This window comes from Halogeometricum borinquense DSM 11551 (assembly GCF_000172995.2).
GTDB classification, from domain to species: domain Archaea; phylum Halobacteriota; class Halobacteria; order Halobacteriales; family Haloferacaceae; genus Halogeometricum; species Halogeometricum borinquense.
This window is the reverse complement of the sequence record NC_014729.1, coordinates 1,198,808-1,217,401: the sequence shown is the minus strand read 5'-3', so window position 1 is coordinate 1,217,401 and position 18,594 is coordinate 1,198,808. Positions and strand designations below refer to the sequence as shown.

Annotated in this window: 7 protein-coding genes; 5 read left to right on the top strand and 2 right to left on the bottom strand. The window is 59.0% G+C overall.

Going from position 1 to position 18,594, the window contains the following annotated elements:
• Nucleotides 1-72: 72 nt before the first annotated feature.
• Together HBOR_RS06315 and HBOR_RS06310 are read right to left on the bottom strand one after the other, a co-directional pair.
• Nucleotides 73-5,091, bottom strand: coding sequence for a sacsin N-terminal ATP-binding-like domain-containing protein (locus HBOR_RS06315; protein ID WP_241432303.1), 5,019 nt, complete (start codon nt 5,089-5,091; stop codon nt 73-75).
• 101 nt (nt 5,092-5,192) lie between these two features.
• Nucleotides 5,193-6,869, bottom strand: a complete 1,677-nt coding sequence (locus HBOR_RS06310; protein WP_006054117.1) for an AAA family ATPase — start codon at nt 6,867-6,869, stop codon at nt 5,193-5,195.
• A gap of 258 nt (nt 6,870-7,127) precedes the next feature.
• On the opposite strand from HBOR_RS06310, the gene HBOR_RS06305 reads away from it, so the two are divergent.
• The 5 genes from HBOR_RS06305 (at nt 7,128) to HBOR_RS06285 (ending at nt 18,422) form a co-directional block, all read left to right on the top strand.
• A complete protein-coding gene (locus tag HBOR_RS06305; RefSeq protein ID WP_006054116.1) occupies nt 7,128-9,815 on the top strand; it encodes a Piwi domain-containing protein in 2,688 nt (895 codons plus the stop codon).
• A 63-nt stretch (nt 9,816-9,878) separates the two neighbouring features.
• The gene (locus HBOR_RS06300; protein WP_006054114.1) at nt 9,879-11,999 is read left to right on the top strand and encodes a phospholipase D family protein; all 2,121 of its coding nucleotides are present in this window, start codon (nt 9,879-9,881) and stop codon (nt 11,997-11,999) included.
• A gap of 5 nt (nt 12,000-12,004) precedes the next feature.
• Nucleotides 12,005-14,065 (top strand): PD-(D/E)XK nuclease family protein, encoded by a 2,061-nt coding sequence (locus HBOR_RS06295; protein ID WP_006054112.1) that lies wholly within the window; start codon nt 12,005-12,007, stop codon nt 14,063-14,065.
• Nucleotides 14,062-14,967 (top strand): RecB family exonuclease, encoded by a 906-nt coding sequence (locus HBOR_RS06290; protein ID WP_006054111.1) that lies wholly within the window; start codon nt 14,062-14,064, stop codon nt 14,965-14,967. Before HBOR_RS06295 ends, HBOR_RS06290 begins: the two co-directional genes overlap by 4 nt.
• On the top strand, nt 14,964-18,422 hold the full coding sequence (locus HBOR_RS06285; protein ID WP_006054110.1) for an ATP-dependent helicase: 3,459 nt from the start codon (nt 14,964-14,966) through the stop codon (nt 18,420-18,422). The genes HBOR_RS06290 and HBOR_RS06285 overlap by 4 nt, the downstream gene beginning before the upstream one ends.
• Nucleotides 18,423-18,594 lie beyond the last annotated feature (172 nt).

Below are 18,594 nucleotides of genomic sequence, written 5' to 3'. Positions count from 1 at the left end.
ATTCACGACCTGTTATCATTAGTTTAGGGAGTGTGGGATCGCTATTGGCTCAGTTGTCGTAGAATGAGTGGATTATTCCTCCCACTCAATGGGGCGTTCGATGATTGGGTCGTCGTCGAAGTCGAAGCTGCGGAGGTCTACCTGAACATTCCGTTCGCGTGTTTCGCGTTGCCGGTTGCGTAGCCGGTCGAATGGTTGTGGGATTTCGAGGAGTTCTGCGTCGCCACTGTTGCCGAGTCGGATGTTCCGGGCGACGTAGAGGTAGTAATGCTTGCTGAGCGGGCCGCCTGCGGCTTTCCATTCGTTCCAGGAGAGGGATGGCTTGCGTGTGTTCAGGCCGGAGGTTTTCAGCTCGATGCAACGGTCGATCACTGCGTCGCCGTTGTCGTCAGTCCGGATCGTTAGGACGTCGAATCCGGGCCAGTCGCGGTCGAGCGGGTTTTCTGCGGCGGATAGGCCGCGTTGGTCTGCGAACCGGTGAATCGCGGATTCGAGGAGCTCGGAGTGTTCACGGTGCTTTAGGTATTCTTCTGGTGTGTGAACGTCGAAGACTTTCGATTCCGGGTTGGGTTCGTCGGCGTCCGCGAGCCGCGTTCGTTCTGCATCAAGCGTAATTGCCATACCGAACGCGTCTATCTCGTCACGGTACTCTTGTGACGCAGCTCCACCCCCACCGATATGACTACTAGATGTGGATTGCTCGTTCCCCAAGTCCTGACGACCACCGTTATCGGGTGGGTTTGTGGAGACATCGGCGTTCCGGAGTGATTCGGCGATTCGTCGGTCGCCGATTCGAGTGACGGCGTCGATACTGGGGATGCGCGAGGAGTGTGCGCTGGTTCCAGCCGTGCCGGTGGATGATCCCGATCCGCCGTTAGCTGCTGCGGTTTGTGTGTTCGTAGTGGAATCGAATGCGCCACCATTGTCTGGTTTAGGGTCGGGTGGGTGGTCTGTCACGCCGTCGTCTTTCGGTGGGTCCTCATGGTCACTTTCGAAGAGTGCTTTCCGAGTCACTTCGATTTGGCCGTTCGGAACTTCGCTGCCGACGGTTCGGAGTCGTTCGCGTAACGCGATTGCTGGCGTTTCGTTCCCGAACGCGTGGTCAATGAGGTTGTTGACGGCTTCGTAGTACTGTGGGACATCGAGCCGGTCGGTGAATGCGCCGGTGAGTGCGTCGACGAACGCCTCTCGGTTGAGTGTCGCGTCGATGAGGATCGTGGTGATCGTGTCGCCGTCGCGTTCAATGTGGTACGGTTGCGGTTTCGGGTCGAGATTTCGGTTCCAGCTGCCGTCGGTGAGCGTGATGTTGAGATCGAGGTCGGTGACGAACACGATGTTCTCGAAGAATGACTTGGTTCGGGTCGTGTCTTGGTCGACGAGTGCGGATGATGGTCGGTTTGTTCGGAGTCGGAGAACGAGCGCGGCAAGGACGGTCTGGAGCCACGTGGTGTCGATTTCGAAGCCAGAGACAGACGTCGGGAGAGGGCGTTCATCGCCGTATCCGGGTTGTTTCTCGACAGCGGCTCGCAAGTCGGTTGCGCCGCAGTATTCGCCGAGACTGACGGCTTCTGATTTGAACATAGCGAGGAGTGGAACGCCGAGGTTTCCGTAGCGGTCACGACTGCTTCGTGACCGGACGAAGTAGGTGTCACCCGCGCGCTTGAGGGAGTACTTATCATCAACCCGGCAGAGGACAAGTGCGTCCGCGAGCCCACTTTGTTCGGGGTCCCACTCCCCACTGATCTGGTTGCCATGCGTTAGTCTCGGGAGGAGTTCAGCGACGCGTGTGTAGAGTAGTTCGACAGCACTGCTGTACTGAGCGAGGTCGTCATCGGTCCACGCGAGTAACTCCCCGACACGACTGATCACGCGTTCGGCGTCCTGTGGTGAGAACGTGCCTTGCTCTAGCCGGACCCCGATACCGAGTGTGTCGGCGAGTTCTTCGAAGCTGACGGGCGTTTCACTTTCTCTTGTTGGGAAGTCCCCGTCTACGAACGGTAGCAAGGGCTGTAGCCCGTTCACGTCGAGGCTGAAGCGCTCACGGTCGCTGCGTGGAAGACTCCACGCGGCCGTTGGGCGGACGGCGTCGAACGAGGTCGGCACCCAAGATGACTGTCGGAGTTGCCACACCCACAGGTTCCAGCCGAGCGCCGATTGTTCATCGTGCGTGAACACATAGCTCACGTTACTGCCGCGCCACCGTTCGTTGGTGAACTCCGCGACAGTTGCGTGTCGTCGCTTGGAGAGACCGTGATCCCACCAGCGCGTGAGGTGCCTGAGGAGACGACTCCCAACCTCGCCCGATTGTTTTGCGGCCGAGAGGATTTCCGACGCGTACTCTAGAGAATTCACTTGGAACAGGTACTGCTCGTCTGGGTCGGGGATTTCCGAGGTTACCGCATCCACGAGGTGGTCGCGGTACGACTGCCATTCGACGTCGGTGAGTCCCGTGTATCGGTGATCGACGGAGTAGACACCGTCTCTTTGGAGATCTTCGGACGCTGTAATCGTCGAATTCGACGGTTGACTGAGACCCTGTGTCTGACGATACGTCTGCTGTTCACCGGGCGCGAATAGTGGCAGCGGGCGGAGATGCTCGAACACGCCGAGCCACGAGAAGAACGCGGCCCAAGCTTTGAGCGTCTCTACGCGCTCTTCGTCTTTGTCAGTAGTGAACCACGAAGGTGAAGCTAGGAACTTCGGATCGAATCGTTCAGAGTCAGTTTGGGCGGCGACGGCGTTGAGGAATGGTTCGATGTAGGCGTCTTCGGGGCGGTTGAGCGTGGTTTGCCAATCCGAACTGAAGTACACGCGGTGTGCAGGATGCCACTCGACTGTGCCGTCCTCTGTTGGCTGTGTCGGGACGGGAAGTTGTGCCAGGGCCGAGTATGGCTTCTTCGCAGATTGGTAGAGTAGTGGGGATTCTGGGCTGCGGTCGTTTTCAGGTGACTGGACGTCCGTCATCTCACGGATCGTTCGTAACACTCCGCCGGATGCGAGGATAGACGGGTCCGCATTTGGTGAGTTTGGTCCAGGGAGATGGGGGCTGATTGCGGTGTCGAACACTTGTGAGAACAGGTAGTCATTGATGTCCCAGATCGTCTGAACGTCGGCGTCGAAGTTCGCCGGGAGTGCGTCTTCCCGAAGCGGTGCCGCGCGGTCGGCGTTCGTGCCGTGGTACAGGTCACGCGGAAGAAATTCGAGCGTCGGTAAGGCGTCTGCTGTAATGTCGCCCTCTGGTGGCATGAAGATCGTGCCGGCCTCGTTCGAACCGCGTATCGCGTGCTTCGTTCCTTCTTGGTCAGTTTTGATCTCAACGGGGAACACGTCGTGTCGGCGGCACGCATCGTCGAAGGCTGAACGGTCCTCGTCGCTCTCCAGCGTTTTGCGCAGACGAACGAGATAGACAAGTACCGGATCGACCGTGAGGCGGCACGGCTCGTCGTCATCTGGGGGGGTTCGGCCGAATTCACGCTCGTCGACGATGCGGAGGGGAGGATCCACAGAAACAGCAGCGAGGGCTTCAGGTACCGATGACGCGTCGTACTGTGACGCACCGTACGCAACTAGCGTCTGGGCGTGCTGGTGAGTGGATAATTCCGCTGAAGGAACGTGCGGCCGGTCGTCGGCTTGACTGTCCCCGGACTGAAGGAGAGACACAAAGTCGGTACCTAAGTCCGAGAGTTGGGCGGACGTTGGGGGCACTGTGATGTCATCGATGGCAACTCGTTGGTTAGCACGCGCACTCGGAAGGAATTCAACGGATGTGAGTCGGGTCTTGATCGCGTCGAAGAGACAGCCCTCGACAGTTCCTTTGGTGAACGACCAGTCCCGGCCTTGCCCCAACGACGGGTCCAGCGTGGTGAGGAAGTCCCCCTCCGATGTTGCGGACTGCTCAACGAATGAAATGACACTGTCTGCGAGGAGCTCGCCGACTGCCATGAACAGAAGGGCATTGAACTGGCCGTCGTACCCGCGCGAGTCATCGTAGTTGAGTGTGAGATTTCGGCGAGACGTATCTGACTGGAAAGTCCCAGTCACAAGCGCTGGGATTGGACTGCGTTCTTTCGTCGGGAGGAAAACGTGAAGGTACGGTGGTTGGTTGTGAGTCTCACCGTACACGGGCTTGAGTTTCCAACCCTTCGGGCGAAGAGAGGGAGGAGAGTCCCCAGGAGTCACGGAGAACGCGATACCAACGCTCAATTCTCCCATCGCATCCACCTCTGGCTGGGTCAGATCCGCGCGGTCCGATATCTGCTTTTGGTCAAGATCGGTTTGTTCGAACAGGCAGAACCAGTCGGTGCGTGTCTCCTCTGGACCGTCCGCTGTGTCTGTGGTGAGCTCTATGAGCGTTGCGTCACAGCCGGTCATATCGTGTCGGGCAATCTCCCATTCCCAGTCTTGCCCGAGACTGCTGATTTCGATCTCTTGAAGCTGTGGCAGCAGTGCGACCGTGTTTGCGTCTAGGCCTTCGAGCTTGGTATGGATTGACTCCCGGTGCCGCGCAGGGTCTCGAAGTGGGAGTTTGAACACGGTCGTAAATCCATCATTCAGAAGTGCTCGCACTCGGGGCGGGGTTGTTGTCTCGTGTGGCAGACAGAGCAAGGGAACTTGTTCAGCAGCGAGTGCGTCGTCCCGCTCAGCAGATATCTTATCGTTGCCCTTCAGGAGATCTGCTGTCGTCTTTCGATTGAATTGCGCCTGAACGTTCTCTGAGTATACACTCGGGTTATCCGTGACGCCGAGAACGGACGTGAACCCTCGGCCCTTGTGGCCAATAGTCGTCTCGCCAGCTTTTGTCGTCCGGGTCGTGAGCGTCAGTGCGTAAAGGTCTTCGAAGGAGAACGCCGCACCATTGTTCGCAACGAGGAGGGAGTCTTCCGTGAGTTCGAACCGTACCCGTGGTTCGCCGGTGTCGTCCATCTCGTCGACGGCGTTCTGTAGCAACTCGAAGACGAACCGACCCTCATAGTCAGCGCGGTCCTGACGTTCAGTCCCCGCGTCAGCCTCAATTCGATCCGGATTACTTTCGTAGGTGTCGACGTGCCGGCATTGAATGTCCGAAATCGAGGCCGGCCCGGAACCGTTCATACACATTGGTGTCGAGTCAGAGATATATACCCCCGGGGAAGTGGTGTTGAGAGAATGGGACAGGACCAGAACTAATCGACATCAACAACACTGGAATCTGCTTAACAGATCAGGAGGAACAGCCAGAATGGAAGATAACAGATTCTTGTTTCCCCTCTCTGAGTAACGAGTGACTCGCTCTCGGCGACGCTCTTTGGGAGACTGTCGGTTATGACGAACCGGTACGGTGCCTGGTAGTCTAACTCCTGTAGCTCTTCGCTGTCTGATTTAGTGTGCTGACCGGAGTCGGGGTCGAATTCTTCGGCGATTGTTTCGGCGTTGCCAGTGTGCGGGTGGTAGGAGAGGATGAAGGGGAGGACGTGTCCGTTGCGGTGGAGGATGTAGTCAATGAGGCCGGATTCGGTTTCTGTGTATTCAACGTCGTATGCTCCGACGGTGTATGCGAGGCGTTTGGCGTGGTCGAAGGCGACAGTGCGGGCGAGTTTGTACTCGAATTCGTGGTTGAGCGTGTCTTGCTGTTCGTAGCCTTCGAAGCCGTGGTGTTCCTGTCGTTGGGAGAGAAGGACGAGGTGGCGTGGGTTGCGAAGGTACAATCGGGTGCGACGGTAGCGTCGCAGGGAGTAGTCCTGGGATTCGGTGACTGCGATTCCTTCGTCAAGCACGTCGAGATAGCTATCAACGGTTCGTCTGTCGACACCGATCTGGTCGCTGAGGGCTGTGTACTTGAGTTCCTCACCGGCGTTAGTTGCTGCGATGGAACTGAGCCGGTGGAGGTTTTCGGGTTGTTGGATGGATCGGTACTTGGCGAGCTCTTTGTAGAGAAAGAGGAGGAACTGGGATTTTGAAAGTTCGTTCCGGATCGATGGGTCGTCTGTCTGGTGGAGCGTGCCGCCTGTGCGCAGGTATGCGCGCGCGGCGTCGTGAAGGTTGTCTCGGTCGTCCGCATCGAAAAGGCCGAAGCAGAGTTCTGAGAGTGTCTCAACTGCAGTGTCGAGATCGATTTCGGAATCTCTTCGGGAAATCCCGGTGCGAATCGTCTTGATCGGCGATGGTCCGTCTAAGTCGGGTGATTGGTATTGTTCGAGTCGAGTTCGGAATTCGTCATCGAAATCGATGCCGAGTCCCTCGCCGATTTGAACGGTGTCGATGAATTTCATCGGGAGGACCGGCCATAATTCGAATTTTTCGACAGTGTCGGCGGATTCGGTAGTGGAGAGATCGACTTGAGATGCGACGTTGCCGGTCAGGATTAGGTACGTATCCTCGTCGACGGAGTTGAGTAGCTGTGCTTTCCGATCCTCGTTGAGGTCAAGGGCCTGGATATCGTCGAGGAGGATGAACTTTTGTCCTTGACGGGGTGCGACGTGCGTCTGGAAGTAGTCGATGACCTGGTAGAGGCGTTTGATATCGTCACCTGCGCGTTCAAGTTGGTATAAGGAGTCCTCTAAGGGGATGTAGAGTATTTGTCGCGGTCCGATTGCGGAGGTGAGTTCGAGTCCTGTGTTTTGGTTCGGGAGGTCTGTCGTGTTGAGGAGCGCTGCGATGAGTTGGTGGAGGAGAGTGGTTTTGCCGATTCCGGTCTGGCCATGAATTGCGTAGACGAGGCTTTCGACGCCGTCGGTGTAGTGGGTGTTCGTCGTTTTGAGAACGCGGTGGAAATCAGATCGAGGGGTAAGGTCTGTGGCTTTCGATAGTTCCGGAGAGGTACCGTCACTCCACCACTGGTTATGGTGTTCGGCGTCGTTGATGAACTCTTCTGCACTCCCTGTCCCAAGCATAGAGACGATTACTAGGGGCTAGTACAAATATTCACGCATCTCGATGTCCCTATTCAGAGTATACTGGTATCTTGCTGTCTATCAGGCTAGGTTTGGTAAATTCTCGACGCTCGGTGTCGTTCGGTACTCCGTATAAGTGCCTCATTTGTGGGGCCTGAGACGCTTTCTTAGAGTGTATTGTATCTAAATTTGATTTACCGTGTTTGAGATTCGCCTAGTGAAAAATTATTTATTCTGGGCGTCCGTTGGTCGGCGTAGATGGCAGTCAAGGCCGATATCGAGGATGGGGAAGAGATCGACATCGCGCTGCACGTCACGGGGATTGACGAGTGGGAGCACGATGCCATCGCTCGGAAAATCCAGCTGGAGGACGTTGACGGCGCGGCGATAGATCTGACAGTATTCCACAACAACGACGTCTCGGACTTCGAGTGGGAGATTGGGGAGTGGTATCTCCTGGAGAACGTCGTCGGGAACGAGTTCCGCGGCGAGATGCAACTCAACCCGGGGTATGACCTCACCGTCACGCTGTTAAACGACCCTCCCGCCGCTGCCGGGAACGACAAGTCACCCGGTAGTGTACCCCCAGAAGAACCAGTCGACCAGTCAGGGGAGAGTGGTTCGAGTGGTGCTGCCGCGTCAACATCGGGTGAGCCCGGTGACGCAGAGTTCGTTCGCGGAAGTGAGGTCGATGATGGTTCGCGGCCGACAGCTGATGGTGGCGGCAAGCTCCTGCATCAACAGCCGCTCTCGGATGGGAACTACTTGCTGCAGTTCGAACTCGGGTCGCTGCCGGAACTACCAGTCCACGAGTACGAACTCCGGGCGACCGGGAGTGGCGGGATCGACCCTGACGATTTCACGAACGGTATTGAGGGGTTCACGGCGAAAGCGGCGAACTACTATCAGTCACGGATCGGGAGTCCCGTGACGACGGCTGACGCTTCCCGTCGGCGTATCTACGCGACCGAGAAACTCCACGGTACGATCTCGATGCACGGGTACACGGTCAAGCCGGTGCATCAGGGCGAGACGACGCTGGAAGCGCGCTCGTACACGAACGACGGGCCGCTCCAGGAGTTCGTCAAGCAGGACGTGAAACGAGCCGTTGCTGGTCGCTTTGAGGTGTCCGGGATCGACTCGATCATCGAGCCCACCCCGCAGCGGACCGCGAACAGCGGGCTGTTCGAAGCCTATCGGAAGTACAAGTGCCGGATTCGCGTCGATGCTGACGGCACCGTGATTTGCGGTGTGAACGTCGCATACCATCTCGAATCGACGTTCTCCGCCGCCGAGTGGGTGCAGCGCGGACACGACATCGCCGATGTAACCGTCGAGCACGACACGGACCTGTACGACAGCGCGCGCACGGCGACGGTCAAGGAGATTATCGACATGGACTACGATGATATGCTGGACGGGCCAGGCGTTCCGATGTCGGAGTACCACGAGAAACACGTCGAACAGGACGTCATCGACTCGATGCGGGCCGGGAATCCGGTCATTGCTGACCTGCAGTACGGGAGCGGCGAGGATTCGATCTTCCCGCAGCTCTTGGAGTACTGTAAGGTCATTCCGACGTTCGACCAGTTGGGCCGCGTCGATGAGACGTTCCTAAACGTCATCCACAACGAGAGCCGGATGAAACCCGAGGAACGCTTCAACGTCGTCACGTCGTTCGTCGACCTGCTCGGCCCGACCCCGTACTTCGACTTCGGCCCGGTCCCGCAGCCAACAAACGCCGGGTACCGAGAGCAAAAGACACCGAATATCCCGAACCTGCGGTTCGGCGATGGCCGAACAGGGTACTACGGGGCTGGCGGGCTGGAACGGAAGGGCTACGGCGTGTACAAGGCTCCAGAGTCGTTCGACATCATCGCGCTGTATCCGGACAGCGAACAAGCCGCAGCACGACCGTACGTCCTCTCAGTACTCGGCAAGCTCGCGGAATACGACGGAAAGCCGACGAAGTTCGACCAGGAGACCTACGAACTGGGCTCGGAGTTCCACTACTCCCAGCATGCACAGAAGACGAGCGACTACGATGCGGCGTTAATCGTCGTCCCTGATAAGGACAAAGCTGCGGCAGCAGACTACGACGACCCGTATCCTGAGTTTAAGCGCCGACTTGGACAACTCGGGGTGCCGAGTCAGATGATCACCATCGACAATCTCGGCAACGACAGCTATCTCGGGAACATCAGTTCGTCTCTAATCGGGAAGGCGGGCGGTGTGCCGTGGCGGATCGACGACGTTCCAGGGGATGTTGACGCGTTCGTCGGCCTCGACGTGACCTACGACCATGCGACAAAGCAACACCTCGGCGCGGCCGCGAACGTCATCATGGCCGACGGAACCATCCTCGCGTCCGAGGCCGTCACGAAGCAAGCTGGCGAGACGTTCGACGAGGACGACGTAGCGAACGTCATCAAGCACGTTCTGGAAATCTTCGCCGAAGAGGAAGGCCGACCACCGCGGCACGTAGTCATCCATCGTGACGGGAAGTTCTACCTCGACATCGAGAGCCTGATCAAGCGTCTCGACAAGGCTAGGGATCTCATCCAGCGCTTCGACCTCGTCGAGATCCGAAAATCCGGGAACCCCCGCATCGCCGAGTACGACGAATCGAAATCACGGTTCGATATCGCGGACAAAGGCGTCGCCTTCCACGTCCACAACGGCGACCATTCCTACCTGACCACGACCGGTGGGAAGGAGGGTAGTCCTGGCACGCCGCGGCCGCTACAGATCGTGAAACGCCACGGATCGACAGACCTCGACACGCTCGCGGAGCAAACCTACTGGCTGTCGGAAGCACACGTCGGTTCGCTGAGCCGGTCCACCCGGCTCCCCATCACCACGTACTACGCCGACAAGTGCGCCGACTTCGCCATGAAGGGCTACCTCACCAAGGGCAGCGTCATCCGCGGTGTCCCATACATCTGACCATGCGCCAGTACAGCCTCACGCAACCACTCACGCACTCATCACCACACCGGTAACCCTCGCATGACCAAGACAGAATTCGAAGCAACAGTCGAGTTCGATGACGGCAGCACCGCTGACCTGGAGATGGCTGCCGACAAATCATGGGACAGTTTCGTGAACTACTTCGGTGACGCCCAGCACGTCTACTGCGTCACGTACAGTCAGTCCCCGGCGTTCATCTACAAGATGTTTCAGAACCGGGACCTCGCAGTGGACTCGCTGGAAGTCATCGTCGGAGACAACCAACACGACGACTACCGGCGGTCGCTGAAGAACACGAACAACGCGAAGAAAATCGCCGCGCAACTGGAGTCGCTTCGGCGAGACGGTGATCTCCGCATCCATACTGTCGATTCCGCGCGCGTCCTCCTCCACACGAAGCTCTACATCATCGAGAATCAGGACGGGTCTCGCACACTCATTTGTGGGTCGGCGAACCTCTCCAAGCAAGCCTGGCAGGGGAGCAAACAAACTAACGTCAACATGGCCTGGCGTACCGACGGGGACACGCCCGTCGACGAGTGGTTCGAACGGCTCTACGCGTTTCACAAGGACTACGCGACGCCGTTCATGGAGGACCTCACCGAGGAGATTGAGGACGCCGAAACAGCAGAAGAAGAGGCGAAGATCTACGACATCTGGCTGGGCGGGGACGAGTTCAGTGACGACCCGGTCGCCGAGCTGAACGCTCGGCTCGACGAAGCGGTTGACGACGACCAAGTCAACAGGTACAACGTCGTCACAGACGCCGAAGAAGCAGAGAAGGCGGTATTCGCCGCCGAAGATACGGATACTGACCCAACAGAGATCAGTCCGGACAAACGTGTACGCCTCTCCCCGCAGGGTCTCGAAGACGCCATCTCGAATCTGGATGATACGCTGTCCGCCAATAACATCCGTATCAACGACGGTGAAATCGTAGCGACACCGGCCGGTATCGCACGGTACAAAGAGACCTTCACCGGATACCCCGACCTCAACGTCGACAAGGACGAGAACACGGTCGGGCTGCGGGTTGACGACTCCGTCCTCGAATTAACGGCACCTCTCCCGGACGATCCGCAGGAAGTCGCTGATGCGCTAGATTTGATCGAGCAGTACGTCGAAACTGTCGGCGAGTTCGGTGAAACGCGAACGACGAAGGAAACACGGGCACACTTCTACGAGGGTGTTATCTACTTCTGCTGGGCTCCGTTCGCCAACTACTGCGCCCATCATTACGCCGAATACGAATCTGCGGAACTGGACAAGGACCTCCCGTTCCTGTTTCTTCACGGCGACAACGACAGTGGAAAGGGTATGTTCCTGCGGTTCGGGGCGCGGCTCATCTCGAACGGGTACGTGCAGGAGGTTACGACCGGCGACGACTTCGTCAAAAACAACATCGAGCGTGCTCGTGCGTCGGACACTGTTTTCCCGTACATCGTTGACGACGTGGCGAAGTCGAAGATCGACCGGGACATCATCAAATCGTATTGGGAGGGGAAGTGGGACGGCTCCATCCAGATGCCGACGTTCATCTTCTCCTCGAACGACTCGACGAAACCGAAATCCGAGCTTCGGACCCGGATGAAGACGCTGGATTTCAACGTCAATTTCTCCGAACTGGAGAAGGACGAACGGGAAGCTGCCGCGCAGATCGCGGGGCAGGCGGACAGCTGTAATCTGTTCCCCTGGTTCGCCCACCTGTTTTTGCAGCGAGATATCTCGCTGCCAGACCAGTCGGATCGGCTGGCGGATGCTCGGGACGTGTTCGCGGAGCTGTACGCGTACGCCGAGAAGGAACCGCCGGAGTACGTGCCGCTGGAGAAACCCGCCGAGCAGGAACACGACCCGGGACGACGGAAGTGGATCAGCGCGCTGTCCGACGGGCTGTGTGAACTCGATTTCAAGGACGACGGGCGTGTTATCGCTGATTTCTCAGCGAATCTGGATCAGCAGCAGTGCTGGGAGTTCCAGAAAGCTACGCCGGCCCACATCCGGGCCAGTATTTACGGGCCGGCAGTCCAGTTTGAAAGCGCAAACAGGTTCAAGAATTGGATAGATGAGCCCAGTATCATCGAAGATGCACGACGTGACACTGAAAGAGCCGCTGACAACACCGGTGTTCTGTCTCGGGTCACGCGGCTCGTCCGAGGATAACAGCCATGTCTGATCACTCATCTCACCGGCGATTCGACGGGGCGTTAGTCACGGCACCGTTCGGGGGCGAAAACGTCGAACGGACAGCGCGGGAGGAATACCGAACGCTCCTCGACGAGCACGATTCTGAGGATGTGCTCGTCGTCACGGGTGCGCCGACGAGTACGGACACGTTCCGGGAGACCTTAGGTGAGGAACTGTCGGGTGCGGCGACGCCGTACGTGACGTCGCTCGTGGTGCACGCGACCGACGTCCTCAACCAGACCGATGACCGCGTCATTCTCTCCGACGCGCTGCGGCGAGAACTCCTTCACCGATTCCTCGAAGACTACGAGTGGGAAACGGAGTACCTTCAACGGGCCTCTGAACAGCCGTCGTTCATCGAGGACGTGGACGCCGTGATGGGAACGATCTCCTGGCAGACGGTCACGCCTGAGAAAACCCCGGAACTCCGTGACATCGCGGCTGCGCTCGACGCGTTCCATGAGTGGCTGGCCGAGTACGGCCACATGGAACGCGGCCAACTCATCTCGGAAGCACTCGATGTCCTCACCGGGGATGCCCGTGACGACGTCGTCGATTTCGAGGCAGTGCTCACAGTCGAGTTTGAGGAGTTCTTCCCGCTCGACCGCGCGTATCTCGACGCGCTCGCAGGGGACTGTGAGCTCGTCTGTATCGCCGAAAAGAATGCGAGTGTGCGCCGAACGTGGGTCGAAACGGGGCCCGTTACGGACTATGTCACGTTCAGCGAGGCTCGCCGTGGGGTGTCAGAGACGCCGTCAACGCGACCAGCTGCCACAGCAACGTATTTTGCCAAAGAAACGGTCCCGGCAGACCCAGACACGGGATCGGTGTCCGTTCTCGCTGCAGACTCCAGTGACGAACAACTCGCCGATATTGCAAACGAGATTGAGGAACTCGTCGCGCAGCCGGATTGGAACTACGACGACATCGCTGTCGCCACGAAACAAAGTGGGAGGTCGGTTACGGATGTCATTGAGGCGTTCGAGCGTACCGGCATCCCGACGGAATCGACAACAGTCACTGGTTTCGGAGACGATCCTGCGATCCGGGAACTTCTCGCTGCCGTGCGGTATCTCGCTGCCGACGACAAGGACGAGCTGCCTGAACACGGCCCGGATCTTGATACGGAGCGCTTGGACCGCGTCCGGGAGATAGACAGCCTCGAAGATGGGATTCACTGGTGGGCGACAGACGCAGGCTTAAAAGAGCGGATTGCGGAGCGCGCGACCCCGCTGAACGCACGGGCGCAGTTCGGAAATGTCAAGCGGGCGTTCCGGATGGCCGCGTTTCTCGAAGAGACTGAGTTTGTGGATGCGGGGTGGGAGTCCTTCGAGGAGATGCTCGAACGCGCCCACGAGTACGCACCGCAACAAAACCAGACGAGTGCGACGAACCTTGACGGCGGGGTTCGCGTGGACCACCTGCAGGCGATCAAGAACGAGTCGTTCCGCGCGGTGTTTCTCGTGAATCTCGTCGATAGTGAGTACCCTGGTGACCCGTTCCTGACTCGATTGTTCCCGACCGAGCGGGTCGCATCGATGGTGGACTACCCTGGTGTCACGGATCTCGACGAGCCGGACGTGGATGCGACGTTCCCGACGACGTCCACAGCGTCGAGTCGGCCGTTCGCTCGGTATCACACGGAGCACGCCCGGCGACGCCTGGCGATTGGGGCTGGCGCTGCTGACGAGCACCTGTACTGTTGTCTCTACGAGTACGAGGACACCGCACTGGAAGAGCGTGCGCAGGCATCGCGGTTCCTCACAGACGCGTACGACACCCTGCCGTGGGTCACTGAATCCGACGATCCACGCATCACGAGTGAGCAAGCGGCGGAGGATTTCCTGTTGTCGCGGGTTGACGACGCGCTCGCCGCGGTGCGCCGCGCGAACAGTCAGGACGTGACGGTGTCGCTCGACGAGGTAGAAGCGGAACTCGGCGAGATTCAGGACCTGCTCGATAAGAGCGGGGCGCGTGGCGAGGAGTTACGGAAGGCGCTGCGCGCGCGTGTCGAATTCGCTAACGGGGAGGTGCGACGATGAGCCAGGAGTCGCTCTCACCGTCGCGGCTGGCGAACTACGCGACGTGCCCACGGCTGTACGATTATCGGTACGTACAGGACGTGAACGCGCCAGACCGCACCGAACTCTACCTCAACCAAGGGACGATCTACCACGAGACTATCGAGGACGTGTGTAAGGCGACCAACCGTGGCGACGACCCGGAGGTGATTCACGAGCGGGCGATGCGGATCTTCGATGCGAAATGGGACGAGCACAGTACTCCGGACGACTACGAATCTGCTGCGCATCAAGAGTACCAGCGTGCTGAGAATCGCGCTGCCATCGAGTCGTTCTTCGCTCCCGATGGCGGCGTCGGTATCGACCACGCCCGCTGCTCAATCGCCACCGAGTGCTGGGTAGAGTGCGAGGTAGACGGGCGGGGGCTTCACGGGAAAGCAGACAACGTCATCCGAACGGACGACGGCCTCCACATCTTCGACTACAAACGGAAAACACACGGAATGCTCTCCGACGGGACAGCGGAATACCTTGGCGACCACCTCGACGGGGAGGCGCACGAGCCGAAGCGTGTGCGGAACGCGTTCCAAACCGCGGCGTACATCGAGGGCGTGAAGAACGAACCGTTCTACGAGGACGGAATGGAGATCCGGTTCAGTTTCTACGGCCTCCTCAATAGCACGTCGTTCGAGAGCACTCCCACCGGGTACGATGTGTCTGCACGCGGCTGGGGGCGGGAAACCACTGAAATCTATGAAGATCACTATGACACGATCTGGGCGCTCATTCGCGCCGCACACGACGGCATCACGGGCGAGACCTACGGACCAGAACCGTTCGATCTCATCAGCGAGGAAGCGTGCCCGGACTGTGACTATCGAGAAATGTGTGCTGACCGCTTGGCGACGGAGGTGCGCCGATGAGCGGTGACAGTGACGAGTACCCGTTGTGGTACCCGGTTCCGGAGGAAGATGTGTCACCGGAGCCCCAGCAAGAAACGATCATCGACTCGGACGCATACCCAATGCGGGTGCTCGCCGGGGCTGGGACGGGAAAGACGTTCACGATGGTACGGAAGGTGGAGCACCTCATCGACGAGGAGGACGTATCCCCGGATCGGATTCTCACGTTGACGTTCACGAACAACGCTGCAGGCTCGATGCGGGAGAAGCTCAACGCGAAACTCGGTACGGCAGGGTACGACATCGACGCGTACACGTACCACTCGATCTGTAACGAGATCCTCACCGATTACGCGTACGAAGCCGGGATCGACCCAGACTTCGAGGTCGCTACGGACGCCGAAAAGTACGCCATCGTGTTGGATGTCCTGGACGACATCGAGTACCGGTCTGTGAAACCCAACGTGTACGGCTCTGATGGGTACGCGTCAGGGGCCGCATCGAAGTTGCTCAACTTCATCGGATCGATGAAACGCAGCGGCATCACGCCCGACGATATCGACGCGTTCCTCGGTCCTGCTGACCGTGTCTACGAACTCGCCGACCTCTCGGAGCGCGTCGAGGCGATTGCCAGTGACCATCTGGGCGGCCGGTCCGTGTCGAGCGTGCTGGACTCGCTCCCAGACGTCCGTGCTGACCTCGTTGAAGAACGTGATGTGTTGGGGATGGACGGAATGGAGGCCAGTGTACGCGATTTCCTCGACCGCTTGGTGGATCTTTGCGATGCGCTAGAAGCGGCGTTTGAAGCCCACGAGGCGGGCGACCGGGACCTGCCGGACAACGCGTACAAGCTCCCGAAGTATCTACTCGGTGGGTACGCGAACGGTGCGCCGAAAGGAATCCCTGGTGACCTTGATCTTGAGCTCACGGATCATCTCGACTCGTTCCTCTCGGACTGTCTGACGGCCCGTGACCTGACGGCCGGATACGCCGCGTACGAGCGGGAACTCGATGAGCGGAATCTCATCGACTTCGACGGTCTAGTTGTAGAGGCGGCCGAGCTGATGGAGTCGCCGGTCGGGGAGGAAATCGCTGCTCGGTGGGACTACGTGTTCTGTGACGAGTTTCAGGACACCGACCGCCTGCAGTTCGACCTCGTCAAGTCACTCGTCACTGACGACAACCTGTTCGTCGTGGGTGACGACGATCAGGCGATCTACGAGTGGCGCGGCGCGCACGTCGCCAACATCACTGATGAACTCGACCGCGCATTCGCGGCACTCTCCGACGAACCCTTAGAGGAGAATTTCCGCTCTCGGCAGCCGATCCTGGACTTGGCGAACGAGGCGATTCAGAAACTCGATCACCGGGAACGTCACAAGACACTGAAGCGCGTCGACGAACCCGAGTACGATGGGGACACCATCGCTACCGTCGAGCTGTCGGATGAGGACGATGCGGACGGTGCTTCTCAGCTTCGTACCGTCGTGCAGAACTTGCTGAGCGGGGCAGCAGAGAGTTTCGATGAGGCGTACGACCCGGGCGACATCGCGTTACTCGTCCGGAAAAACGACCACGCGACACCAGTCATCGAGGAATTCGAAGACGCTGGCATCCCGTACCAGGTTGCAGGGGATCTGGCCACGGAATCCGTTGGTGTCGGCACCGTGACCGCCTACCTAAAGGCACTCGCACGCCCCGAAGACGAGGTGAGCTGGAATCGCGTCCTCCTGATGCGGTACCGGCTCTGCGATACAGACCTCCGCAAGCTCAACGCGGGCGATGACCCGCTCGTGGACACGCTCCGCGAGACGCCACTCGACGAGTTCGAGGAGCCAGACCGCGTCGCGGAGGCCCGTAAACACGTCACGGAACTCCTCGCTATCCGAGATTCAGCGTCGCTCAGTCATCTGTACCGCGAGCTCACAGACGTCACGAATATCGAGTGGTATCTCAGCGAGCAGGAACGTCGGGATCTCGCCCAGCTGGAGGATGTCATCGAACAGTACGGAGACAGCGCTGTTCAACCACCGCTCACCCCGGAGTTCATCGACTCGCTCGAACACTACGACTCTCTGTTCGACGAGAGCGGCTCGTCCCCGACGAGTCAGCCGGATGTCGCCGACGACGCGGTCAACGTGATGACTATCCACAAGAGCAAGGGCCTTGACTTCCCAGTCGTCCTCATCCCGCAAGTCACAGCGGGCGAGTGGGCACCGAGTTCACGCACCTACGACGCGCTCGAAACCAGCCTTTCAGACGGCGCAGAGGCGGCGTTTGCCGAGGACTTCGTCGAGCGTGACGCCCGTGAAACCCGTCGCGTGTTCCACGTCGGCATCACGCGCGCCGAAGATGTCCTCGTCCTCCAGGGCGGCAGCGAAGACGACGATGCTACGGACGTACACCCCGTTTCAGAATCCGTTGACGAAATTCTCCCGTCCCGAATCCCATGGCAACCGGAGCGAGGACAGCTCCCCCTCTGGGCCGACGTTCAAGACTGTCTCCCGAGAGAGGCGGTAGACTGGACGGACACACTGGCCACCGAGACAGTCGGGCACGTTGGCGGGACCGTCAATCACGCCGGGGAAGAACTCGCAGTCGCGGCGGCGCGCGACCGCGTGCTAGACCTTGCAACAGCCACCCTCAACGGAGAGCTCTCCCCGAGAGCTGAGCGGGAGACACTCCAGGTTGCGTCGCTGACCGACCCGTCGACACCGTCACCATCGCTTTCGCACAGCTACACGTCACTGGCTGCCTACGAAGAATGCCCACGGAGTCACTACCTGGACTACGTGGTCAACGCATTCCCCGACTATCAGGAGACCACAGTCAGAAGCGATTCCGGGGGCGGTGTATCACAACGTGAAATCGGATTGCTGTTCCACGACACCGCAGAACAAGCCGCGAAGCAAGGCGTGAAACGCCGTGGGGACTGGTACGAGATCTGCGAGCGTCTCGCCAGTCACCGCCGCGCTGAAGATGCACTCACGGCGGCGAAGGAGTGCATCGACCGGTACTTCGAGTTAGAGCTCCCCAATTGCGAGATCATCGACGCGGAGCGGGAGTTCGAACTCGATATTGATGGGCACGAACTCGTCGGCTATATTGACGCAGTCTACCGGACGCCGGACGATGGGCTCCTCGTCATCGACTACAAGGCCACCGAGCGCCACCGAGACCTGGAGGACGATAAGCAACTCCCGATCTATCTGTTGGCGTGCTGTGACCTGTACGACGAGCCAGTGACGCGCGCTGGGTACGCGTACGTTGGCGAAATCGGGCCGAAAGTCGAAACGCGGACGTTCAGCGATGCTGACCTAGAAGCAGTCACGGACGACGTGACGGAGTCCATGACCCGTATTTCGGAATTCTCGTTCAACCGGTACAGCGCTGACGAGCATTGCCAGTGGTGTCAACACAACCAACTGCCCTGTGCACCGGACTCCTTCAGCGTTGGTCCTAGGTCAGAAGAATAGTTTTGTCGGCTTGTGGCTGGAGTCAAGGTCCGTACCTGACTTACAAAGAAATCATTGCAGATTCAGTCAGTGCCAGCCGGCCCGCGCGCGGTAGTCTGGGTGGTTCGCAGCACTTCACACGCCCAAATAGCCGGTAATCTAACACTAGGTGCGATATGGTCGTGCTGTCAGT

Coding starts and splice junctions, on each gene's coding strand:
- HBOR_RS06315 (WP_241432303.1), bottom strand. CDS start 5,091: ATGAACGGTTCCGGGCCGGCCTCGATTTCGGACATTCAATGCCGGCAC.
- HBOR_RS06310 (WP_006054117.1), bottom strand. CDS start 6,869: ATGCTTGGGACAGGGAGTGCAGAAGAGTTCATCAACGACGCCGAACAC.
- HBOR_RS06305 (WP_006054116.1), top strand. CDS start 7,128: ATGGCAGTCAAGGCCGATATCGAGGATGGGGAAGAGATCGACATCGCG.
- HBOR_RS06300 (WP_006054114.1), top strand. CDS start 9,879: ATGACCAAGACAGAATTCGAAGCAACAGTCGAGTTCGATGACGGCAGC.
- HBOR_RS06295 (WP_006054112.1), top strand. CDS start 12,005: ATGTCTGATCACTCATCTCACCGGCGATTCGACGGGGCGTTAGTCACG.
- HBOR_RS06290 (WP_006054111.1), top strand. CDS start 14,062: ATGAGCCAGGAGTCGCTCTCACCGTCGCGGCTGGCGAACTACGCGACG.
- HBOR_RS06285 (WP_006054110.1), top strand. CDS start 14,964: ATGAGCGGTGACAGTGACGAGTACCCGTTGTGGTACCCGGTTCCGGAG.